The following is a 23,474-nucleotide window of genomic DNA, read 5'->3' as shown; positions in this document are numbered from 1 at the left end:
GTTTTTAACTACGTTTGAAAGTTCGAATTTAGAGGTATCCTTTCAAGCGTAGTTAATTAGACATTACTCATAAATTTAACTTAGAACACCTTTTTTACAGATACTGTAAAAGTCGAATCAATTGGATTTGAAACAGGTGCGCCTGCTTCACCATTGCTATACTTTTTATAATAAGCGTTTTTATCCCATGCCTTGGTATAAGCGAGTCCTGTACTCCAACCATCACCTAAATCTTTAATAAGTTCGGCTTTAACATCCTGAAAGTTCGATTCTGAAAAGTTTTTGATTCTTTCATAGCCATAATGGGCACCAAAAGTCCATGTGTCATTAATCGGCTGGGTAAAGTTCAGATCTAAATAACTTGAACCTCTCGACCTTTTACCAGCAGGTCCACCCATAGTTTTAGAGTTATACCCAGCATAATCTGGTGTATAAGTCACAAAGTATTTAAGGCTTAAAGGACCATAGCCAATTTGAGGTACGATTTCACCATAGTTATAACTGCTACTTCCCGTTTCTTGTGTACTTTTCGCACCTGGATAGTAATAGTAAAAAACCGACATCCCAATTGAAAATTTATCGATTGTTTTTAAATAACCTGTATAAAAATCCCATTCAACCGAGGCATCTCGCAAATAATTAGAGCTTACACTTGATGCCCAAGTCCCGACAAAAAAACCATTCGGGTTGGCATAATCCAGTCCACCTTGCAAAGCAGGTTTACCCCAAGTTTGTTGAAACCCACGTGAAATATATTGGCTAGCAAAAGTAACATTCGCGCTATATGGAGAAGTTTTTTCTTGTTCATTTAATTGTTCAGCATGTACAACACAGGTAGACATAATGAGAGAAGCTGCGCCTAAAATTTTTCTCATTCAATAATTCCTTTTACATATTACCTATAGGTTTAAAGTTTTAAAATAACATGATAATTCAATTTAAAACGTATTAAAAAGTTATAAATTTAAATTTCTGGATACTTCTTCTTCGCTATAGATCTCTTCGATACAATCTAAGATTTTAGGAATATAGGAACTTTGATCCATATTGCGCATGGATAGAGAGATCGGACTATAGGCTTCTAAATCTAAAATATTTAAATAAGTTAGATTTTTCATACCAATATCACAGGCACTTTCCGGAATAATACAAATACCCTCACCGGATGCCACTAAGCCAAGTGCCATATGAATTTCTCGTACTTCAGTCAGCTTGGCCGGAACAAGTCCTAATTTGGTAAATAAAGCTTGAATAGTGGTCGAAAAATTCGGCTTTGGTGTCGTTGGATAAGAGAAAATAGTCTCATTAATAATTTGAGATAAATAAATTCCTGACTCTTGGAATTCACTTAATGGGTGTTTTTTATGAATCGCGAGTTTTAATTTTTCTTTGCGAAGTAGAAGCCTTTTAATAGCAGGGTCACTAATTGGTAATCGACCAAAACCTAAATCGATTTTGCCTAACTTTAAAGCCTCGACCTGATCTCGTGTACCGCATTCAATAAGCTCGACATGAATATCAGGATTTTTTTGTCTAAATAGATAAATGACCTGTGGTAATCGCCCATAAAGAAGCGAACTCACATAACCAACTTTAACAACATTCTCGACCAGCTTCATTTTTTTAGCCATCGAAGCAGCTTGAGCGGTATGCGTCAAAATTTGCACCGCATGCTGGTAAAAAAACAGCCCTGCTTCGGTCACTTTTAATGGACGAGAGCCTTTTTCGAATAAATCAATGCCTAATTCTTCTTCTAGTTTTTTGATTTGGCGTGTTAAAGGCGGCTGAGCAATAAAAAGCTTTTCCGCAGCTTTGGTCAGGCTCTGTTCTTCAACCACGGTAACAAAATAACGTAGATGTCTTAATTCCATTAATATACCTTTTTAGTATCTTAAAATACCGTTCTATATCTATTTTAGGCTATTACATTCTTCTATGGTATGTAAACAAGTTCGTAATAGTTGAAACTTCATGTATAGAACCATAGAAACCATACTTGTGGATATTCCAACTATCCGTCCTCACCAGTTGTCTGTAACTACTATGCGTACCCAGACTTTGGTACTCGTTAAAATTACGACCACGGATGGTATTGTCGGTTGGGGTGAAGCCACCACCATTGGTGGGCTGAACTATGGTGAAGAAAGTCCTGAGAGTGTCAAAGCCAATATTGATACCTACTTTGCACCATTACTGACATCAGTTAAAGATTTAAATGTTGCACAAACACTAAAACTGATTCGTAAAAATATTAATGGTAACCGCTTTGCTAAGTGTGCCATTCAGACTGCCCTACTTGATATTCAGGCCAAACGTTTAGGCGTGCCATTAAGCGAAGTTTTAGGTGGACGTCTGCGTAATAGTTTACCTGTGCTTTGGACGCTTGCGTCTGGTGACACGGAAAAAGATATTGCTGAAGCTCGCAAAATGATTGAGCTAAAGCGCCATAACACGTTCAAGCTTAAAATTGGTGCACGTCCTTTACAGCAAGATGTTGACCATGTGATTGCGATTAAAAAAGCATTAGGTGCTGATGTTAGTGTACGTGTAGATGTAAACCGTGCATGGTCAGAACTTGAATGTATTCATGGTATTCAACAGCTCCAAGATGGTGGAATCGATTTAATTGAACAGCCATGTGCAATTCAAAATACCGAAGCACTTGCTCGCCTCACCCATCGTTTTGATGTAGCCATTATGGCGGATGAAGCTTTAACTGGACCTGACAGTGCATACCGTATTGCAAAAAATCATGGTGCAGATGTATTTGCCGTGAAGATTGAACAATCAGGTGGCCTGATTGAAGCATGTGAAGTTGGCAAAATTGCTGGTTTAGCTGGAATCGACCTATATGGCGGTACCATGCTTGAAGGCCCTGTAGGAAGTATTGCTTCTGCTCATGCATTTGCAACTTTTGAAACGTTAGCGTTCGGTACTGAATTATTTGGTCCGTTATTACTGACCGAAGAAATTTTAAAAGAGCCGCTACGTTACGAAAACTTTGAATTGCATTTGCCAACAGCTCCGGGCTTAGGCATTGAAATTGATGAAGATAAGATTGAGAAATTACGTCGTTAAGGCAACAGGATAAGGAGTTTCCCATGTTATTTCATGTACGTATGGATGTGCATATTCCACTTGATATGCCAGCCGACAAAGCAAATGAAATTAAGGCCGTTGAAAAAGCCTATTCGCAAGATTTACAACGGCAAGGTAAATGGCGTCACATCTGGCGAATTACAGGCCAGTATTCAAACATCAGTATTTTTGATGTCGAGAGCAATGAAGAGTTGCACAACATTTTACAAGGTTTACCTCTCTATCCATACATGGACATTGAAGTGATGGCACTTAATCGCCACCCTTCTTCTGTTCGTGATGATGATTCGTAAACCCAAAGAATTTTTTAAATGTGATCTCTGAAGTCCATTTAAAAACCAAGCAGATTATTCAGAAGGTAACAAGGAACGTGGCGGCACTTATTCGCTAGCAAAACCAAATGCCCGCAGCGCTGCCACCCAAAACCGTATTGCATACTTAAGGAGTTTTAGTATGAACCGTCAACAAATTGATGCGCTTGTAAAACAAATGAATGTCGACACTGCAAAAGGCGAAGTTGATGCTCGTGTTCAACAAATTGTTGTGCGCCTTCTTGGGGATTTATTTCAAGCCATTGAAGATTTAGACATCCAACCTTCAGAAGTATGGAAAGGTTTGGAATATTTCACAGATGCTGGTCAAGCAAACGAACTTGGTCTTTTAGCAGCTGGCTTAGGTTTAGAACATTACCTTGACTTACGTGCTGATGAAGCTGATGCAAAAGCTGGCGTTACTGGCGGTACACCTCGTACCATTGAAGGCCCACTTTATGTCGCTGGCGCGCCTGAATCTGTTGGTTTTGCGCGTATGGATGATGGTACAGAATCTGGCAAAATCGATACCTTAATTATTGAAGGTACTGTGACCGATACTGATGGCAATATCATTGAAAATGCCAAAGTTGAAGTATGGCATGCCAACAGTTTGGGTAACTATTCATTCTTTGATAAGTCACAATCTGACTTCAACTTACGTCGTACTATCTTGACTGATGCTAATGGTAAATATGTTGCTTTAACCACGATGCCGGTAGGTTATGGTTGCCCGCCAGAAGGTACAACTCAGGCCCTTCTTAACAAATTAGGTCGTCATGGTAACCGCCCATCTCACGTTCATTACTTCGTTTCTGCACCGGGTTACCGCAAGCTGACTACTCAATTCAACATTGAGGGTGATGAGTACTTATGGGACGACTTTGCTTTCGCAACCCGTGATGGCTTAGTGGCAACAGCAGTTGATGTAACTGACCCAGCTGAAATCCAACGCCGTGGTTTAGATCACGCTTTCAAACACATCACATTTAACATCGAACTTGTTAAAGATGCTGCAGCAGCTCCTTCAACTGAAGTTGAACGTCGTCGCGCTAGCGCTTAATTGAAAGTGTATGTGAGTTAAAAGTTCGCTTTTGACTCACAAAATTTATTCCATTTATTACTACCATTAAGAATTTAATTAAATTTTTAGCGGTAGTAATACATCACGTTACTTCATGCTCTAAGGTTTCTCACATGATTGACAAAAGTAAGTCCTCACTAAGCGAGGTTTTATCGCAGATTAAAGATGGTGCAACCATTCTGATTGGTGGTTTTGGTACCGCAGGACAACCCGCTGAACTCATTGACGGACTAATTGAACTGGGTATTAAAGACTTAACCATTGTGAGCAACAATGCCGGTAATGGTGACTATGGTCTGGCTAAACTGCTTAAGGCTGGTTCAGTAAAAAAAGTCATTTGCTCTTTCCCACGTCAGTCAGATTCTTATGTGTTTGATGAACTGTACCGTGCCGGAAAGGTGGAACTTGAGGTTGTACCGCAAGGTAATCTGGCTTGTCGTATTCAAGCTGCCGGTATGGGTTTAGGTGCTGTATTTACTCCAACAGGCTTTGGAACTCTTTTGGCCGAAGGTAAAGAAACCCGTGAGATTGATGATAAAGATTACGTGCTTGAGTATCCGATCAAGGCTGACTTTGCCCTGATTAAAGCTTATAAGGGCGACCGCTGGGGCAATCTGGTTTACCGTAAATCTGCACGTAACTTTGGCCCGATTATGGCCATGGCTGCGGATGTCACCATTGCTCAGGTTTCTGAAGTGGTGGAGCTGGGTGGATTAGACCCTGAACACATCATCACCCCAGGTATCTTTGTACAGCATGTTGTACAAGTAGCGCCTGCACAGTAAGCAATAAGGAGAAATAACATGAGCTATCAGAAACTCAGCCGTGACCAGATTGCACAACGTGTGGCACAAGATATTCCAGATGGCGCCTATGTGAACTTGGGCATTGGCTTACCGACTAAAATTGCAAGCTACTTACCTAACGATAAAGATATTTTCCTTCATTCTGAAAATGGACTATTGGCATTTGGCCCACCACCAGCTGCAGGTGAAGAAGACCCTGAACTGATCAATGCGGGTAAAGAGTTTGTGACCATGCTAGAAGGCGGCAGCTTTTTCCACCATGGTGATTCTTTTGCCATGATGCGTGGTGGTCACCTTGATATTGCGGTACTTGGTGCATTTCAGGTTGCAGCGAATGGTGACTTGGCGAACTGGCATACAGGTGCGCCGGATGCGATTCCTGCGGTGGGTGGTGCGATGGATTTGGCGGTTGGTGCCAAGAAAGTATTTATCACCACAGACCATGTGACCAAACAAGGTGAACCAAAGATTGTGGCTGAGCTGACTTATCCGGTAACGGGTAAGCACTGTGTGGATCGTATTTACACCGACCTATGTGTGATTGATGTGACCAAAGATGGTTTGAAGGTGATTGAGAAAGTTGAAGGTCTTAGTTTTGATGAGTTACAGGCTTTAACGGGTGCAACTTTGATTGATGCGACTCAAGGTTAAGGTTTACGCAACTTCAGATTACGAGTTAAAGCGAAAGTTTTGAATGAAGCGGTTACGAAAATGTATTCGCTATCGTGACAGGCGACATGGATGTCGCCCGTTGGACAGGGAGGCAAGGAAGCCTCCTCTGTTCAACAAAGGTTTTTGTTACTTTTGACCTTTCAAAAGTAAGGTATCGCTTATGCAACAGACCTACGGATATCACAGTAGATTACAGCCGTGATGTTATCCGTTGATATGAAAATTTATAAATCATCACAATGGGGTCTTACCTGTTTAAGCCAGATGCCACCAGCTAATTCGTGTCACTTTTTTAAAAAAGTAACCAAAAACCTTTGTTACTCAGACACAACTTCCCTGTTGTGCTGAGCAACGAGGCGACATCCATGTCGCCATCGCGAAATACTTACGGAGAATGGCTAAAAAGGCCTGAAGTAAAGGACAAAAGTTAGAATGAAAAACGCTTATATCATTGATGCTATCCGTACCCCATTCGGCCGTTATGCCGGTGGCCTTGCTCCTGTCCGTGCCGATGACCTTGGTGCTGTACCGATCAAAGCTCTCATGCAGCGTAACCCGAATGTAGATTGGGAACAGGTCGATGATGTGATCTATGGCTGTGCCAATCAAGCTGGTGAAGATAACCGTAATGTCGGTCGTATGTCAGCACTACTTGCTGGTTTACCGTATCAAGTACCAGCAACCACCATTAACCGTCTCTGTGGTTCTTCACTCGATGCAATTGCCATTGCTGCCCGTGCCATTAAAGCCGGTGAAGCAAACTTAGTGATTGCAGGTGGTGTGGAAAGCATGAGCCGTGCACCTTATGTGATGGGTAAGTCAGACAGTGCTTTTGGCCGTAGCCAGAAGATTGAAGACACCACCATGGGCTGGCGTTTCATTAACCCTAAACTTAAAGAATTGTATGGTGTAGACACCATGCCCCAGACTGCCGAAAACGTGGCTGAACAGTTTAACGTGAATCGTGCAGATCAGGACCAGTTTGCCTTGGTGAGCCAACAACGCACCGCAAGCGCGCAAGCCAAAGGCTTTTTTTCTAAAGAAATCGTAGCAGTTGAAATCCCTCAGCGTAAGGGCGATGCTGTTGTGATTGATACCGATGAACATCCTCGTGCATCGACTACGTTTGAAGGTTTAAGCAAACTTAAACCTGTGGTTAAAGCAGAGGGTACGGTCACTGCGGGGAATGCTTCAGGCATTAATGATGGTGCAGCCGCATTACTTATTGCTTCTGATGAAGCAGTTCAAGCTTACAACTTAAAACCGCGTGCCAAGATCATTGCTTCAACAGCGGTGGGTGTAGAACCACGCATTATGGGTTTTGCTCCTGCACCAGCCATTAAAAAACTACTTAAACAAGCCAATCTTACTTTAGATCAGATGGATGTGATTGAGCTTAACGAAGCCTTTGCTGCACAAGCTTTAGCAGTGACCCGTGATTTAGGTTTGTCAGATGATTCTGACAAGGTAAATCCAAACGGTGGTGCGATTGCTTTGGGTCATCCACTTGGTGCGTCAGGTGCGCGCTTAGTCACTACAGCCTTAAACCAGCTTGAACAAACAGGTGGTCGTTATGCCTTGTGTTCAATGTGTATTGGTGTAGGCCAAGGCATCGCATTGATTATTGAACGTGTTGAAGCACTTTAAGGAGAAACAAATGCCATCTTTTCAATCTGCCGATGCACAAATTAACTATCAAACTTTTGGCGAGCCATCTTCCCCTGCTCTGGTGTTTTCCAATTCTTTGGGCACCAATTATGGTATGTGGCAAAAACAGTTTAATGAGTTAAAAGATCAATTTTTTGTGATCTGCTATGACACTCGTGGTCACGGTTCATCATCTACGCCTGACGGTCCATATACTGTAGAACAATTAGGTGAAGATGTTGTCCGTTTACTGGATCATCTGAATATTAGCAAAGCTGCTTTTTGTGGAATTTCTATGGGTGGTTTAACCGGTCAATGGCTGGCAATCCACTATCCTGACCGTTTTAGTCATGTAATTGTGGCAAATACTGCCGCTAAAATTGGACAAGAACAAGCATGGCTTGACCGTGCAAAATTAGTACGTGAGCAAGGTTTACAACCGATCGCAGCTACAGCAGCTTCGCGATGGTTTACAGATCCCTTTATCCAAAGTCATGCTTCAATCGTCAACAACCTGTGTAACGACTTAAGTGCTGGCAGCGCAATGGGTTATGCCAATTGTTGTGAGGCTTTGGCTAAAGCGGATGTCCGTGAACAGTTAAAAGACATCAACATTCCTGTATTAGTGGTTGCTGGAACTCAAGACCCTGTAACGACTGTCGCAGATGGTGAATTTATGCAGCAACGCATTCCACAATCACAACTTGCAGAAATAGATGCTTCTCATATTTCCAATGTCGAGCAACCAGAAGCTTTTAATAAAATCCTAAAGGATTTTTTATTAGGTTAGTTTTAATGACTAAAAAAATGGCCTATAAAGGCCATTTTTTATGTCTCGTAGAATCTTAAAAATTAGTACCGAATCATGACCGATTTTAATTCGGTGTAATCTTCAATAAATGCATCTGAAAACTCTCTACCAATTCCCGAAGCTTTCATGCCACCAAATGGAACAGAGGGGTCTAAGAACGTATGCATATTGACCCACAAGGTTCCTGCTTCAATTTTAGGAATTAAACTTAAAGCTTTAGATAAGTCATTTGTCCAAATACTTGCGGTTAAACCAAAGCGCGACTGATTCATCAGTTGAACGAGTTCTTCATCAGTTTCGAATGACATTACCCCAACTACTGGACCAAAAGTTTCCTCTGAAAATAAAGGATCATCCGTATTTTTGAAGGAAATCAAAGTCGGCTGTACAAAATACCCTGTCTGATCTAGAGCCGCACCACCAGCAATAATCTGATTGTTGGCTTTAGCCATATCTAAATAATGTTTCACTTTATTAAAATGTGGCTGATTAGAGAGTGGACCAAACATACTTCCCTCATCCATAGCCGATCCAATTTTGAAACTAGAGAGTGCTTTAGAAAGTTTTTCCACCAATTCATTATATTTTGTATGGTGTACAAAAAAGCGCTCTGGGGATGCACAAACTTGTCCTTGATGCACAAAAGTTGCTTGCAACAAAGTTGGTAATATCTCATCAATATTTGCATCGGCCAAAACAGCTATAGCATTTTTACCGCCTAACTCTAGACTTACACGGGTTAAATCGCTGCTCATCGCGAGCTTACCAATCGCAATGCCTGTTGGTACCGAACCCGTAAATGAGACTTTCTTAACGAGCGGCGACTCAATTAAATATTGTCCTGTATCGCCCTTACCTGTAACCACATTAATTACACCAGCTGGGATACCTGCCTCAATGGCAAGTTCGGCTAAACGTAATAAAGATAAGCTGGCAAACTCACTTGGTTTAAGCACAATGGTACAACCAGTTGTTAAAGCTGAACCGATTTTCCAAACACCAATCATCAGTGAAAAATTCCAAGGCACAATCCCTGCAACCACACCAATCGGTTGTCTTAAAGTAAAAGCTGTATATTTTTCACCTTGCATAGACGGAATAGAGGGTTGCATGGTTTGACCATTAATTTTGGTTGCCCAACCCGCAAAATATCTTAAGAAAATAACAGATTGTGCGACTTCAAGGTGTCTTGAAATATTGATAAGTTTTCCAGTAGACAATGACTCGAGCTGAGCAAGTTCTTCACCATATTGCTCAATTAAATCTGCCAACTTATTTAGTTTAATGCCACGTTCATACGGCGTTGTTTCAGCCCAAGCATTTTGAAAAGCATGTTCAGCACTTTTCACGGCGCTTTCGACATCTTGTTGACTACCAATACTAATTTGAGCAACCACTTGTTCAGTCGATGGATTCACAATATCCACTTTATCTAAAAGCTCGGCAGCAACTAATTTTCCATCAATAAAATGTCCGTGTTGACGTGCCATAAATTGCTGTACGCTTGCTAAAATCTGAACTTCACTCATTTTTTATTTCTCTCAATTCATTTAAAAGGATCTATTAATAGATGTATTGCAGAATTAACTGCGCATATACATTGGTCTTGTCATCGTAGTTTTGAGTACCACCACTATGGATATCGTGTTTTGGTTTATAGAGTCCCACTAAAGGGATAACATTGAATTTTTTATTAACCGACCAGACTGAAAAGATATCCAGCTCATGTCCGTCTACATTAGTTAAGGCCTTATTGACTGTTTTGAACTTATAGGCCAAAGCACCCAACATAAAATTTTCTTTCAAGTTCATCATGTAAGAGACTTGATGAATATCTGCATTTTTATTAAATGGACCAGCATAGTTTCCGGCAACTTCGCCCTGAAACCATGTGCCAAAGCCGACTGTATTTCCATAAAACATAGGGTCGTATTGGTCTGAAAAATGACTAAAACGATAGCCTAATGAGGGCGTATATTTTGAAGATAAAAAGTTATAGTTCAGCGCTAAGTAGCCAGCATTTTCGTGGCTATCTTTTTTATCTTGAACCACAAACTCAGTTTTAACTTGCAGCTCTGGTAAAGGTTGATAATTCAAACGTAAAGCATAATTTTTAAGATCTTCGCGCCCTGAAACCTGTTCAGCATCTTCAAGATCCAATACATTTAAATAGGTAAACCCAACGCCCTTATCTTTAAGCTGATACATCAGATCAGTCACAAACAGTTCAGGTGAAAATTGTGCTTTATTGTCTGACTTTAAATAAGCCAGCTTTAATGTTGTATTCTCTTGCGGTTTGTATTGAAGCAAACTTGTAAAATCAAAACTTCGACGAGCTGCCAGATAATACGCGCCGCCCCGATCGAGTGCACCATCCGCCGGCACTTTACCGAGGTTTAATGCATCACCCGCGATAAAGAACCCGTCACCAATCATGATATTTTGTCGACCGATACTTAAATCATAAGTCGTCAACTCATCTTTATTGGTGCCATCTTTAAAGCCAATGACCCATTCATTTATATCTGTTTTACGTTCTTTGCCATTACTATTTTGGCCTGCGTCGCCATCACCGAATGTGGCCGAGCTAATACCGCTCAAGCTTGCATAGAGTTGATTGTTTTTAAAGGTATATTGCCCTTTAGCACCATATTTAAGATGGCCTTCTTGCCAATTGATTCTTTCATCCTCTAGGTTTTCACCGTTATAGCTTTTACCACTACTAAAAGCCCCAAAAGTTGCTTCAAAAGTTGGCTTAATTTCAAGCTCACCAGCATGCACAGTTGAAAAAAATGAGACAAAGAGAGTCCCTCTCATAACCTGAGAAAATAAATTTTTCATTTAGAAATTCCTTTTGCGAACGGCCTAACCGTGCTCACGTATGGGTAACTGATTTGTTACCCATTCTGGCTTATTCACATTTTTAGTGATGGTCGTGCTGTGTGTTTTGCTCTTCTTCACCCAAGTTTAAAGTCGGGGTGTTGTCAAAGAAGTTCCAAGGTTTGATTAGGGTATAAACCCATTCTGTCGGCATAATTGGCCATTCTTCAGCACGTGCCACATGGGTTGTGCCTGTTGTCATCCACACCACAAGGTCTTTATTTTCAATATTTTCGTTGTTACCAATGAACTGTCCTAACCCTGTATCATGAGTCGAACGGTTTGAATATTTCCCTTCAGGATAGCGTTCGTCTGGATTGTATTGAGTCACCCAAATTTGCTTATCCATAAAGTTCAAACGTTTAAATAACCATTCATCTTTAGAAAAATTGGCTCCTTTCGCCACAGGGTGTGTTCCACCTGCAAAAGGAATGAGCTGGTAAGAAACCGGATTACCTAATTTATTTTCCTTGTTGAAATTCGTGAGTAAGCGAATGGTAGATGGATCAAACTTTTCAGCTGCATTTTGCTCATTCGTAATGACTTTACTATCGATTTGCATTGAACTTGTACGAACACCACCTTTGTCATTGGCTTTCACTACAGGGTCCATATGCATAAAGCTGTTGTTTTCCCCATCTACATCCATGTCTAAGCGGAAGTTATAGATGTGCTGATGCGTTGTACCCACAATATTATGGTCAATTAAAGTTCCATATTTGGTGTCTTCTTTTGCGGTACTGTCATGCATGGTGCGTGATTTAACGCCTTTAACAGCTTCAATACCCGTTGCACCCGCATTAATCCCAATTACACCATTTTGGGCAAATACCCAGTCAAACATGTAATCGTAGTTTCCAACCGTACTAATCCAGCGCACCACAAGTTCACGGCGGGCTTCACTGGCATCTTGGTTACCAAAAATTTCGTGATGTTTATATTCAGGTCCTGCATAACGTTCAAATACAGCAATGGCATTTGGAATTACTTGTGGTTGGCCTTTGTAGTCTGCAATCACAGCATCAAGTAAAACAGCGTTGTCTGGTGCATCTGTTCCAGGAAGAATAGATGAGGTAAGAGTTCCCATACCATATTCGCCAGAGTCCAAATAAGATTTGAAGTACCATCCAATATCAGGATCACCATATGGAACCACCATTCCACCCAAGTTACCTTCATACATGACTTTCCGCTTTACGCCTTTATCTTTGTAAGTCACTGTTGAAAGCTGTAAGCCAACACGAGAATCTAACGCCACATGCAAACACCAGTTCCCCCAATGTATGGTTTGACCAGTAATGCTAAAGTTTTTGCCCTCAGGTTCAGTAATATTGAGTGGTTTTAGCTTACTTGCTACGGGCTTATTCGACATATAAGGTCGATTTGCCATTGGCACAGGAATGATCGCACCTTCTTCAATCTTGATAATTTTTTCTTTATCTAAATCGACTACAGCAACTAGGTTCTCAATAGGATGCGCCCAATAGTTGCCATCGCCGACATCGAGGTAAGCGACGACTTTTAATATATTGAGTTGTTTATCCAGACCATCTTTACCGCCAAAATATCCAACAGTTAGCGGTGTAGCAATCACTTTCTTCACATCAGTAATGCCGCGTTTGCGTAACGCGTCTTGATATTCTTTACTCGTCTCAATTACGCGCTGTACGGCTTCAAAATTATCAAGCAACACCATACCGTGAGTATCTTTAAGTACATTCCATTTTGTGACTTGTTGAGTATTAAGATTAACTTCACCTTCAATCGCTTGACTCCCCTTTAACAAAATAAATGAGGCAATACGATCTTCTTTAAATTCTTTATGATTAATAAAGTAATCCCATACTTTGGCTTTTTCAGGTTCTTTAAGCTTTAACTCGGCAAAACGCATATTTTTATAAGCGTATTTCGAGCGGTTAATCACATCAAATGTCTTTTTGATTTCATCAGAATTTAAGCTATTGAGCGGGTGAAAGGTATTTTCAACTTTAAAAGTTTGATCTAACCCCGACTGGAATACTTCGTTAAAAAAATCTTTTCCAATAACAGGCTTACCCTCTTTAATTAATAAAGGCACGCTGAGTTTTAAAGGTTTGCCATTCACTAAAACTTGATTTGAGTTTGGCTTGGCTCTAACCATCATAGAGCCTTTGGTAATTGTATAGGTATTGGTAAAGTCATCTTTAACAACTTTAGCACCTTGCTCACTCATGTTTTGATAAAGTGAGACCATTTCGGCCTTTCCACCATGAGCAAACGCTTGAGTATTGAGTCCCCAAAAGCTTGCAGCGATTGATAAGTTAAGTGCCAGTATTTTTTGTATGTCATTCAATAATCGTTGTTTACGCATTGGTTTCATCCTTTTCATCTATCCCTGAACTATCTGAATCAGACAGTTAAAATGCACTTTCCTGTGAGTGAAATTCATTAGACCAACTTAATAGTTCTATGGTTATTAAGCTTATCTAACCTGTTCTAATGAATTTAATTTCAACACAGTTACATAGGGCTAGCTTGTTCAAGAATGACGTCGAATTTGTCTAAAAATGACATTCAAAGATGAAAAATTAAACTGACATACCCTCTCTAAATTCTTTAGGAGAGATACCATAGGTCTTTTTAAAGATCTTTGAAAAATGAGCACCGTCCCAGAAACCCCACTTCAAGGCAATTTGGGTAATCGAACTCTGTTTGTTCTTTTTATCAAGCAAATCCGCTTTGACTTTTTCTAGGCGTTTGAGCTGTATATATTTGTTAATAGATAGATTTTCTTGAAGAAATAGACGGTAGAGATGACGTAGAGATACCCCAATATGCTCTGCAATTAATTTAGGTGTTAAATCAGGTTTTGCTAAGTTTTCTATAATATAACGCTCAGCTTTTTCCATTAGATTATTTGAGCTATTAATATTTTTATAATTAATTGTCGGTTTGATTAAGGCGATCAGTGCATCTTCAAAAGCATTACCGTCTTCGGTTGCGTACCAAAGTTTGATGTTTTCAGCAGACATATTTTTCAAAATATTTTTAAGTAAAAAACCGCTCATATTTTGTGTAATCAGTTTCCCAAAATATTCGGTACTAATATTTTCTTTCAGTAATTTTTCACGCGACAGGTGCACTGAAATCTGGCTTACCAAACCTTGCGGGTACATCGAAATGGTTTCGACTGGGTCGACCAAGACAATATCGCCTTCATTTAGGCTTAAGGTTTCATTTTTATACTCGAGCAGCATTTTTCCCGAATACTGCAAAATCAAAAAACAAAAACGATTATTCACTCGATCTATTTCATCAGCTTTTCGGACAATTTTATTGGCATTGTTTTTGATAAAAGCAATTTCGGTATCACCCAATAAAAAGCACTGAACTTCACCAATGAATAAATTACGGGTTCCGTCAAAATCGGTTTCAAAATTGCCACACACGCTTTTAATATGGTGCGTCCATGTGAGTAATGCATCGCTTACATATTGGTTCATCCCTTACCTCTCTATACATGTGCAACCGCTCAAAATTTTGCGTTTATGGTGGTGCACTGTCTTGGCTTATTTGCAATCTTGTTTTATTGATAAACAAATTGTGTGCCAAAATTCCTTATCCTTGGAATTCTTTTGATGATAATCAGCTAGATGTAAAGAAGCTGATAAATCAATTTAATTTATCAGCTTAATGGGACTTATGCTACTCCTGCAAAATCTCGCAGCATGGTAATAAAAATATCCTTTTGCTCCTCAGAATACTTTTTAAACACCTCATTTTGGTGGCTGTCGGCAATATCAAACAAATACTGCGCTGTTTGTTTACCTTTTTCAGTCAGTGCATACAAATTATCGTGATCAACCAATAATCCTTCAAATTTTAGAATTTCAGCTGATCTTTCAACTTCCTGCATTGGCATAGCAATATCACGCGGTAAATCTTCCTTACTTGAAGCAGTACCACTGGCTAAAACCAGTAAAAGACGTGATTCACTGGTACGGAAACCAGAAGCCATTTGCTTAGGAATATAATCGGTTTGATAAGCTTTAAAAGCACGACTCATCAAATAGCAAACATTATTATATAAGTGCCCATAATGTGTTTGGTCTACACCGTTCTCTTCAGTTTGCTTAACTTGAAGGCTTGGATGCGGCATGACACAAGAATATGCACCTTGATGGTAAACCAACGGGCTTCGCCCTTGGTCATGGAAACGAACCACTTTGCCAACAATAATCCAGTGGTCACCACCTTCAATCACTTGATAGCGTTCGCACTCAAACACCGCAGAACAATTTTCTAAAATGGGTGCACGTCCTGCACCGAGTTGAAAATTGGTGTCTGCAAATTTATCAATATTGCGTCTCGAAAACTTATTAGACAGCTCAATTTGCGTTCCTGATAAAATATTGACTGCAAAATGTGTCGCTTCTTCAAATACTGGAAAACTTGAAGACTTTTTATCAATACTCCACAAAATAAGTGGTGGGTCGAGCGATACCGAGTTAAAACTATTTGCGGTTACACCGACTTTCTCACCTTGTGCATTTTGTGCAGTAACAATGGTAACGCCTGTTGCAAAATTTCCTAATGCTCGTCGGAACTGTAGTGGATCGACCGTAAACTCATCTATTTGTTGTAATACATTCATCATCTTTCTCCTAAACCTTCTCATACATCCATATAAATCGCGAGAGCATTAGATATCTAAAACTAGTCTCGGTGTTTTAGAGCGCGAACAGCACACCAATATTTGTTCATTGCTGGCTTTTTCTTCGTCAGTAAAATAAACATCTCGATGATCAGGTTCACCTTCAATCACATCACACATGCAGGTTCCGCATACGCCTTGCTCACAAGACATTTCAATGTCGATGCCTTCTTTAGCCAAAGCCTGCAAAATGGTTTCGCCAGCTTCAACCATAATGATTTTTCCGCTACGCTCAGCCACCACCTCAAATGAATCTCCAGAGGTGTCAGTTTCGACTTGGAAATATTCTTTGTGGATTTGCTGCTCAGGAAAATCGTGAGTCGTGGCAAGGTTAATCACCCAGTCCATGAAACCGACTGGACCACAGGTATAAATATGGCTCTCAAGGTCAATATCTTTAATGGCAGATTCAAAAAATGCTCTGTGGCTTGCACCTTCGGATTTAAAATGGAAGGTTGTATATTTTGCTAACTCACCATTTTTAATTTCATCAACAAAAGCGCAGTTTTCAGGGCTAGCACCACAGTAGTGAAGCTCAAATGATTCGCCTTCGTATGCAAGTTGATAGGCCATCGTGATTAACGGCGTAATCCCAATTCCACCGCCAATCAATACACTGTGTTTGGCTTTTAAAAGTGGAAATAAATTTTTTGGCTCGCTCACCTGAATTTGCATACCATCTTTAATTTCATCAAAAGCCGAGACTGAGCCACCACGTGATTCAGGATCACGTAAAATTCCAAGGCGGAACTTACCTTCATCATTTGGATTTTGGCAAAGTGAATATTGGCGTACCATGCCATTCGGTAAGTGCACATCAATATGCGCACCCGCTTCAACTTTTGGCAATGTTGCAGAAGTTGCAGATTCAAATTCCATGACTGCAATATTGCCACCTTCCACATGGCGATTTTTAACGACAACATCATAAAGTGTAGTCATGATTTAACTCCCTTTTCACGCGTAGCCTATTGGCTTAACGCATGAATAAACCACCGTTAATATCCCATGTTGCACCAGTCACAAACCCCGCATTTGGACTCGCAAGCAACCCACAAGTTTCAGCAATAAAATGCATACTTCCTAAGGCTTTAACCGGAATATTTTGGATGAACTGTTCCATTTTTTCGTCAGACACCACACTATGAACGATTGGAGATTCCATCGGACCCGGTGCAACCGCATTGACCGTCACCCCCTTTGCCGCAAACTCTTTGGCAAAAATTTTGGTTAACGTCACAATCGCACCTTTGGTTGCCGCATAGTGTGCACCTGTTGCAGTACCACCATTTTGTCCCGCTAAAGACGCCATATTAATGATGCGTCCATAGCCTTTTTTAGCCATGTATTGACCAATAATTTGGCAAGCTTGAAAGGTGCCGCGTTGGTTGACTTGGGTCACCCAATCAAAATCGGCTGCGGTAATTTCAAGTACTGGCGTTGCTTTAGTGACGGTGGCATTGTTAATTAACACATCAAGTTTAGAAAATTTCTCTTCAATCCATTGCACCGCAGCATGAAAATCTGCTTCAACCGAAATATCTAATTTCAAGGGAAACATATTCTGCGCATATTGACTTTGTGCCTTGGCATTTTCGGCTTTTTCAAGCGTACTTGCCGACAAAATCACTTTATGGCCTTGGCTCGCAAAATATTCAGCAATCACATTACCAAGTCCAGAAGCAGCACCTGTCACTAAAACAACTTGTTTCATGTTATCGCTCCTAAAGAATGTAGCTAATACCAGCTAAGGTATCGGTTGAGTTAACCAAGTTAATGATTTTACGGTTAATCTTAAAGCCTGTAGCCGCATCACGCGTCAAATGGTAAGTAATATCTGCGGTGTAATGCTTGAGGTTTTCTTTACGAAATTCACGTAAGTTTTGAGCACAACGCAAAACGATCTCATTATCTTGGTCTTGAATAACACGTACACGAGAAACACTACGTACAGTATTGGCTTTAGGCGCTGTAGAAATCGCCTCTCCATTTTCAAGACGCTCTACACGTAAAGTACGCATATGATTATCGTCATAGGCATAATTTAAGTTGTTTTCGTAGTCAGTGAGGTTTGGATCAATCGGAATGATATAAACACCCTTTTCATTCCATAAATTAAGCCATTCACGGTATTCACTGTGGTCTAACATATCTGCTTCAGCCCAGATGAAAGCAGTGACTTCATTTAATAATTGCAGATTCATATTCATTGCTCTCTCCTTAAGCCTTCATCATCTTTTTCCACTGCTGATATGCTGCACGCATACCTGTTTCAGCACTGACATCACTTTTTAAGCCATCTTCGGTTTTGACTTCGCCCGGTAAACCGCGGTTGAGCATGATCCATAAATCATTACCCGCATTGGCGCCGTGTTGTACGCGTTCCCAAGCTTCAGAGTCATCTGGCGTACCAAAACCAAATGGACCTTGGAAATGTTCATGCAAACGTAAGCGATATTGGTTGGCAATTTGCGGACCACCATCCATCGTAATCACCGAGTGATGAATTTCTGTTTCAGCAACTGAAATTGGCTGTAACACACGGAAGAACGCCATCGAACATGCGATATTCGGGAATAAATTTAAGTTAAAGCCAGAACCACCGACTGCACGAACAATACGGCGGACTTCTAATTCTTCATGACCTTCATCACGCAAAGCTTGAGCCAAGTCTTCAAAACGTTCTTGAATTGGTCGCTCCATGAGCTCTTCGTCTAAATCGACAAGATCAGGAATCATCACCATGACACTGTGACCATTTCCTAAATCTTCAACAAAGCCCGGCTGATTTTCGAAGTTAAAGAGTTCTTCGGTTTTTTCATCGACAGAACTTAAGAATGACTTGTGTACCAACGGGAAGTGATATGCATCGGTGGTATTTTCAAGCTGGATTTTCCAGTTACCCGGGAAACGGAAACGGTGTTCGCCCAACACTTTAATTGGATAACCCGCGCCTTGTTTCATAAACAGGTCAATCCATTTTTTTGCTGGCCCAAGGAACTCTTCAAGCGGTTGAATGTCTTCTTTAAATGAAGCGAAGATCATGCCGTTATATTCTTCTACCCGTAGACTCACCAGCGGTAATTCTGACTTATCTAAACAATCGCCGTAACTTTCCGGAGATGGCACACCGCGTAAACTACCATCAAGTGCATAACTCCAACCGTGGTACGGGCATACAAAACTATTGGTTTTTCCTTTTTTATGTTCGCATACGGTTGCTGCACGGTGACGGCAACGGTTTAAAAGTACATGGACTTTCTTTTTACGATCACGCACCACAACAACAGGTTGTTTACCAATGTTAATGGTTTTATAGCTTCCGCCTTCCGGAATTTCGCTGGCATGCGCAACCCACACCCAAGTGCTATAAAAGATTTTTTCCATCTCTTCATCAAAAATGCGTTCATCTTTATAAAGAGAAGTATGGGCACGGTCACTTTGAACCAAAGCATCGTAATCAATGCCAATGTTATGCGTTGGGATAATACTGTTCATATCAATAGTCCTTTTAAATATGTCCTGGGTCATTCCTGGGAAGGTACCGGCAATTCAGCTTCACTGTGCCAATGCGATACCGGACGACTGAAAATATTCTGTGTTTGGAAATGCTTAATTTTCCATGTTCCATCTGCTTGCTTTTGAAACTTCACATTGAGCTTTGCTGTATTCAGATGACTACGGCCATCTTTAAAGGTTGAAGTTTGCAACATGAGCCATGAAGCATTTGCATCATTTTGATTTACATAAATTTGTTCTGAATTTACAAAGTGTGCATTCATAACAAAGTGAGATTCTTTTTGGGTATAACTTTTAAACATGTCGTAAATCGACTGCCAAGAATCATAACGGCCAAAAGATTTGGCATATTTCTCGCCAATACCTTCCCAAATACAGTCCTGATCAAAAAGATTCATTAGCTCATCAAGGTCTGTATTTGCATTAAGCTCGTCACAGATTTCCATATAACGGTTCAGGCAGTTACGAATCGCGTTGTGCGCTTCTAACTGTTCTAGCCGCTCTATGATTTCTGCCATATTCACTTTGTCATTCATTGCCATCGCCTTAACGTTGGATAATTAATTCGCGTCCAACACGAGCTTCAACTTTGCAATATTTCCAAAGTTTGTATGGCCCTTCACCCACCACGGTCGTTCTAAACAAGTTACAAGCGGCATGTACGGTTTCAATATCCGGAACATCAGCAAGCAAGTACGTAGTCCAAGGCCAACCTGCACTTGGGCCAACCATACTTTGGTCATCATCAAGATTTCCAAAAACATGTACGCCCGGTAAGTCATGAATGCCATTCCACATTTCACCAAACGCTGCCCAAACCGCTTTTGCTTCAGCAGGTTCTGCGTCAAAAAAGTTTTGGTTAATACCCATGCAGAACAAAACGCGTAATGATTTTTTAGCTTCCATCTCAATATCCTTTTAAAAATTAAACTTATAAATAACCTGGGGTTGGCTTTAACCCGAAACTGATTGAGCCTGCATTTTGTAAGGTCGCATCGCCCATAAAGGCATGCTGAGTCACCACGTTGGTGTCATTCACAAAACGGCTAAATGGATTGTTGGTATAAATTGCTGTCATGCCCGCGAGCATTTGCATTTTTCGGGTCACTTTGGCGCAAACTCGCGCTGCATGGGTACATGCCAAACGCATATCGCTAATTTGTTCAGCATTTGCTTCACGCCCAGCAATAATTTCATTCCAGACAATATCCATGGTTTGATAAAACCAAGATTTTGCAGCCTGAAACTCTGCATCAGCTTGAGCAAACTCATATTGAGTCACTGGGCGGTTGGCAATTTCTGCCCCCCCCGTAATAGATGCTTTACCCGGTGCTAATTTTTCAAATTCTTCTAATGCGGCAGCTGCAACACCAATACCCACCACAGTTAATACTTGAGTCGCTAAAGACAGTGACGGATATTTAAAAAATGGCTCACTTAGTTTTGAAGGTTCACCACGTACAAAGGTCCATTTCTTTTCGACCAATACATCTTCAACCACCAAATCATGACTTCCGGTACCTTTTAGGCCAACAGTGTCCCATGTCATTTCAATTTTGGCTTTGTTGGCAGGCATCACGGCCATACGTGGTAAGCCTTGCATTTCATTATTTTTAAGGGGTGAAATTCCCACGCCAACAATGTCAGCTCCCATGCAGCCGCTTGAGAATTTCCAACGTCCACGAACTACGACACCTTCATCGGTAATTTCGGCAGGCTGTGGCGGAAAAATACCTCCGGCAAACACCACATCTGGGCCGTTTTGGTACAACTCTTTCAGTGTTTCTTCAGGCAAACTTCCTAAATAAGCAGGGCTCATGCCGAAACTTGCCACCCAGCCCACAGAACCGTCAGCTTTAGATAAAGTTTCGATCAATTCGCAAAACTGCCGTGGTGACCATTCTTCGCCACCAAAACGTTTCGGAACCAATGCACGGTAAACACCAATCTGCTTAAGTTTTTCGATAATGTCTTGGCTCACATACGCCTGATTATCAAATTCACCTGTACAGGCACGCTCACGAATTTCTTGACACAAAGCGTCTAAGTCAACTGCTTTGTCTTGAGAAGCAAACTCCATTTTAGACAACTTATTCATCATCTAACTCCTTGTAATTTATTGTATTGCATCAACACAAAATTTAGCTATAGCGCATAATTGCTCATCTTTTTGATGCTTCGATACGATCTGTAAGCCCACTGGTAAACCTTCACTGGTTTCAAGTGGCACTGAAATGGCTGGATGACCTGATAAATTAAATGGTCGAACTAAACCCGTAAGATTTAAAAAAGCGACCGTGTTTTCAGCTTCGGAAACTTTCGGTGGAATTTGTGGAAGTGTCGGTAAAACCAATGCATCATATTTTTCTAGTAGAGCGTCAAGTTCTTGGGTCAACTGTGCTCTCACAACTTCTGCTTGTTTCACTTGCTCTAAAGTTGTTGCGGCAGCTTTTAATAAACGACCATTTACATCAGAACCAATTAAGCCCGTTTGAGTTAATTCACCAAAAGCTTGCCAATTTTCATAATTAATAATCTGCATGCCTGCGTCATAAGCCGCTTCAAAGTATTCAACTTTTTCTAAAACGGTCTCTAAATTCGCTTTTTGAAATGCTTGATAAATACAATTCCAAACAACCTCATCTGCGCTTACATCCAAAACAGCAAGTTTTGGTGCGCTAGTACATGCAGAAGGCTTGAAATTTGGATCAATAATTTGCATGGCCTTTTCAATCATCTCGACTGAATTTGCAAAAGGACCAACGCAATCCAGAGAACTTGACGGCGGATATACGCCTTTTCTGCTAACACGGCCAAAAGTCGGTTTTAAACCAAAAACTCCGCAGCACGCAGCGGGCATACGAATAGAGCCGCCAGTGTCTGTGCCTAAAGTAAAATCAGCTTGTTTTGCAGCGACGGCTGCGGCTGAGCCGCTCGAAGATCCACCTGGAATAAATTCAGGATATTTAGGATTGATGGGTGTACCAAAAGCGTGATTAATGCCTGTAATACCAAAAGCCAATTCGTGCAAATTTGTTTTCGCAATAATTTCACAATCTGCTTTTAGAATGTTTTTAATTACTTCAGCATCATCTTGAGCAGGTTCAACATTTAATAAAGCTCGACTGCCAGCAATGGTTTTTAGACCTTGAATATCAATTGTGTCTTTCACCATGACCTTGAGCTTGCCACTTCCTTTGTGCACGCTTTGGCTAACAATATTCATTCACTTTTCCATGTATTTTTATTCATTAATTAAAATATCGGAAAATTTAATGGAATTGTCAAGTATTTTTTATAATTTGTTCTTAAGGAAATATGCAAAATTTTATTTATAATAGGATTACCCTTTTTTCACTAAGTTATTGCTTAGCTATGCTTGATCATTTAGAACAATTTCTTCCTAATAAAGAACCGTCGAGTATTCAAAATTTCCCTTTTTTTTGGGTTTCCCAAGTGAATGGAAAGTATTCACAACTCATTGAAAAATCAATAAAAAAGCTAGGTATTGATAATACACGCCGTAAAATTATTTTAAGTACTAATGCCCTTGGGGAAGCCAGTATTACCGACATTGCCAATCTTTCTACTTTAAAGTTAACGACGGCAACAAAAGCTGTATATCGCTTGGTAGAAGATGGAATTGTCGAGGTCTACTCTTCTACTTCTGATGAACGGATCTCGATGGTGAAATTAACGGCCAAAGGTATTGAGCTGGTTGAACAGATTAATCAAATTAGTGTGGTCACCTTGGCAGGCATCCTGAATGCTTTTTCAGAAGACGAGCTACATAATTTAAATAACCAGTTAAAAAAATTATTTGACCTGATGCCATCCAGCTAAATATTTCTCATCATGATAAATTAGCTCTCTTAGAGCAGTTAAAAATTTCCTTTTCTTTAGCTGCTCTTTCGTTAAAACAATAAAAATTAATAAAATCAAATTTTTATAT

23 protein-coding genes are annotated in these 23,474 nt (G+C 40.5%); 8 read left to right on the top strand and 15 right to left on the bottom strand.

Going from position 1 to position 23,474, the window contains the following annotated elements; translation table 11 throughout:
* Positions 1-80 precede the first annotated feature (80 nt).
* Both ACH63V_RS12665 and ACH63V_RS12660 read right to left on the bottom strand, forming a co-directional pair.
* Complete coding sequence (locus tag ACH63V_RS12665) at positions 81-875, bottom strand: TorF family putative porin (protein ID WP_396463687.1); 795 nt, start codon at positions 873-875, stop codon at positions 81-83.
* Between the two features lie 81 nt (positions 876-956).
* A complete protein-coding gene (locus ACH63V_RS12660) occupies positions 957-1,871 on the bottom strand; it encodes a LysR family transcriptional regulator (RefSeq protein WP_206222866.1) in 915 nt (304 codons plus the stop codon).
* Between the two features lie 100 nt (positions 1,872-1,971).
* Here ACH63V_RS12660 and ACH63V_RS12655 point away from each other — a divergent pair, with 100 nt between their 5' ends.
* From ACH63V_RS12655 to pcaD, 7 genes are all read left to right on the top strand, one after another.
* Entirely contained in the window at positions 1,972-3,078 is a 1,107-nt protein-coding gene (locus tag ACH63V_RS12655; protein WP_039252198.1) for a muconate/chloromuconate family cycloisomerase, read from the top strand.
* Positions 3,079-3,101: 23 nt separating this feature from the next.
* Entirely contained in the window at positions 3,102-3,392 is a 291-nt protein-coding gene (gene catC / locus ACH63V_RS12650; RefSeq protein ID WP_000897235.1) for a muconolactone Delta-isomerase, read from the top strand.
* Between the two features lie 160 nt (positions 3,393-3,552).
* Positions 3,553-4,473, top strand: a complete 921-nt coding sequence (gene catA / locus ACH63V_RS12645) for a catechol 1,2-dioxygenase (RefSeq protein ID WP_017481036.1) — start codon at positions 3,553-3,555, stop codon at positions 4,471-4,473.
* A 134-nt stretch (positions 4,474-4,607) separates the two neighbouring features.
* The gene (locus ACH63V_RS12640; RefSeq protein ID WP_396463686.1) at positions 4,608-5,279 is read left to right on the top strand and encodes a 3-oxoacid CoA-transferase subunit A; all 672 of its coding nucleotides are present in this window, start codon (positions 4,608-4,610) and stop codon (positions 5,277-5,279) included.
* Positions 5,280-5,297: 18 nt separating this feature from the next.
* On the top strand, positions 5,298-5,951 hold the full coding sequence (locus tag ACH63V_RS12635) for a 3-oxoacid CoA-transferase subunit B (protein WP_004886986.1): 654 nt from the start codon (positions 5,298-5,300) through the stop codon (positions 5,949-5,951).
* A 453-nt stretch (positions 5,952-6,404) separates the two neighbouring features.
* The gene (pcaF, locus tag ACH63V_RS12630; RefSeq protein WP_396463685.1) at positions 6,405-7,619 is read left to right on the top strand and encodes a 3-oxoadipyl-CoA thiolase; all 1,215 of its coding nucleotides are present in this window, start codon (positions 6,405-6,407) and stop codon (positions 7,617-7,619) included.
* 10 nt (positions 7,620-7,629) lie between these two features.
* Positions 7,630-8,409, top strand: a complete 780-nt coding sequence (gene pcaD / locus ACH63V_RS12625; protein WP_396463684.1) for a 3-oxoadipate enol-lactonase — start codon at positions 7,630-7,632, stop codon at positions 8,407-8,409.
* Between the two features lie 62 nt (positions 8,410-8,471).
* On the opposite strand, the gene ACH63V_RS12620 is transcribed toward pcaD, so the two are convergent.
* From ACH63V_RS12620 to ACH63V_RS12560, 13 genes are all read right to left on the bottom strand, one after another.
* A complete protein-coding gene (locus ACH63V_RS12620; protein ID WP_396463683.1) occupies positions 8,472-9,959 on the bottom strand; it encodes an NAD-dependent phenylacetaldehyde dehydrogenase in 1,488 nt (495 codons plus the stop codon).
* Positions 9,960-9,993: 34 nt separating this feature from the next.
* Positions 9,994-11,211 (bottom strand): hypothetical protein, encoded by a 1,218-nt coding sequence (locus tag ACH63V_RS12615; protein WP_396463703.1) that lies wholly within the window; start codon positions 11,209-11,211, stop codon positions 9,994-9,996.
* Between the two features lie 142 nt (positions 11,212-11,353).
* Positions 11,354-13,669, bottom strand: coding sequence for a primary-amine oxidase (tynA, locus tag ACH63V_RS12610; RefSeq protein ID WP_396463682.1), 2,316 nt, complete (start codon positions 13,667-13,669; stop codon positions 11,354-11,356).
* 208 nt (positions 13,670-13,877) lie between these two features.
* Positions 13,878-14,792 carry a transcriptional regulator FeaR gene (gene feaR / locus ACH63V_RS12605; RefSeq protein ID WP_001077876.1) on the bottom strand — a complete coding sequence of 305 codons (915 nt, stop codon included), beginning with the start codon at positions 14,790-14,792 and terminating at the stop codon, positions 13,878-13,880.
* Between the two features lie 197 nt (positions 14,793-14,989).
* Complete coding sequence (locus tag ACH63V_RS12600) at positions 14,990-15,946, bottom strand: p-hydroxyphenylacetate 3-hydroxylase reductase component (protein ID WP_396463681.1); 957 nt, start codon at positions 15,944-15,946, stop codon at positions 14,990-14,992.
* 45 nt (positions 15,947-15,991) lie between these two features.
* Positions 15,992-16,945 carry a PDR/VanB family oxidoreductase gene (locus tag ACH63V_RS12595; protein WP_396463680.1) on the bottom strand — a complete coding sequence of 318 codons (954 nt, stop codon included), beginning with the start codon at positions 16,943-16,945 and terminating at the stop codon, positions 15,992-15,994.
* A gap of 34 nt (positions 16,946-16,979) precedes the next feature.
* Positions 16,980-17,717: an SDR family NAD(P)-dependent oxidoreductase gene (locus tag ACH63V_RS12590; protein ID WP_396463679.1), complete on the bottom strand. Its 738-nt coding sequence runs from the start codon at positions 17,715-17,717 to the stop codon at positions 16,980-16,982.
* A 10-nt stretch (positions 17,718-17,727) separates the two neighbouring features.
* On the bottom strand, positions 17,728-18,213 hold the full coding sequence (locus tag ACH63V_RS12585) for an aromatic-ring-hydroxylating dioxygenase subunit beta (RefSeq protein ID WP_004792056.1): 486 nt from the start codon (positions 18,211-18,213) through the stop codon (positions 17,728-17,730).
* Positions 18,214-18,223: 10 nt separating this feature from the next.
* Positions 18,224-19,501 carry a Rieske 2Fe-2S domain-containing protein gene (locus tag ACH63V_RS12580; RefSeq protein WP_396463678.1) on the bottom strand — a complete coding sequence of 426 codons (1,278 nt, stop codon included), beginning with the start codon at positions 19,499-19,501 and terminating at the stop codon, positions 18,224-18,226.
* Between the two features lie 29 nt (positions 19,502-19,530).
* Positions 19,531-20,064 (bottom strand): nuclear transport factor 2 family protein, encoded by a 534-nt coding sequence (locus tag ACH63V_RS12575; RefSeq protein ID WP_080631087.1) that lies wholly within the window; start codon positions 20,062-20,064, stop codon positions 19,531-19,533.
* A 4-nt stretch (positions 20,065-20,068) separates the two neighbouring features.
* Complete coding sequence (locus tag ACH63V_RS12570; RefSeq protein WP_000387554.1) at positions 20,069-20,428, bottom strand: hypothetical protein; 360 nt, start codon at positions 20,426-20,428, stop codon at positions 20,069-20,071.
* A 25-nt stretch (positions 20,429-20,453) separates the two neighbouring features.
* Entirely contained in the window at positions 20,454-21,602 is a 1,149-nt protein-coding gene (locus ACH63V_RS12565; RefSeq protein ID WP_396463702.1) for an acyl-CoA dehydrogenase family protein, read from the bottom strand.
* Positions 21,603-21,638: 36 nt separating this feature from the next.
* Complete coding sequence (locus ACH63V_RS12560; RefSeq protein ID WP_396463677.1) at positions 21,639-22,748, bottom strand: amidase; 1,110 nt, start codon at positions 22,746-22,748, stop codon at positions 21,639-21,641.
* Positions 22,749-22,897: 149 nt separating this feature from the next.
* On the opposite strand from ACH63V_RS12560, the gene ACH63V_RS12555 reads away from it, so the two are divergent.
* A complete protein-coding gene (locus ACH63V_RS12555) occupies positions 22,898-23,365 on the top strand; it encodes a MarR family winged helix-turn-helix transcriptional regulator (protein ID WP_000884020.1) in 468 nt (155 codons plus the stop codon).
* Positions 23,366-23,474: the final 109 nt, after the last annotated feature.

This window comes from Acinetobacter sp. ABJ-A23_2, assembly GCF_044538765.1.
GTDB classification, from domain to species: domain Bacteria; phylum Pseudomonadota; class Gammaproteobacteria; order Pseudomonadales; family Moraxellaceae; genus Acinetobacter; species Acinetobacter nosocomialis_A.
The sequence above is the reverse complement of the archived record's forward strand: the minus strand, read 5'-3'. Positions and strand labels throughout refer to the sequence as shown.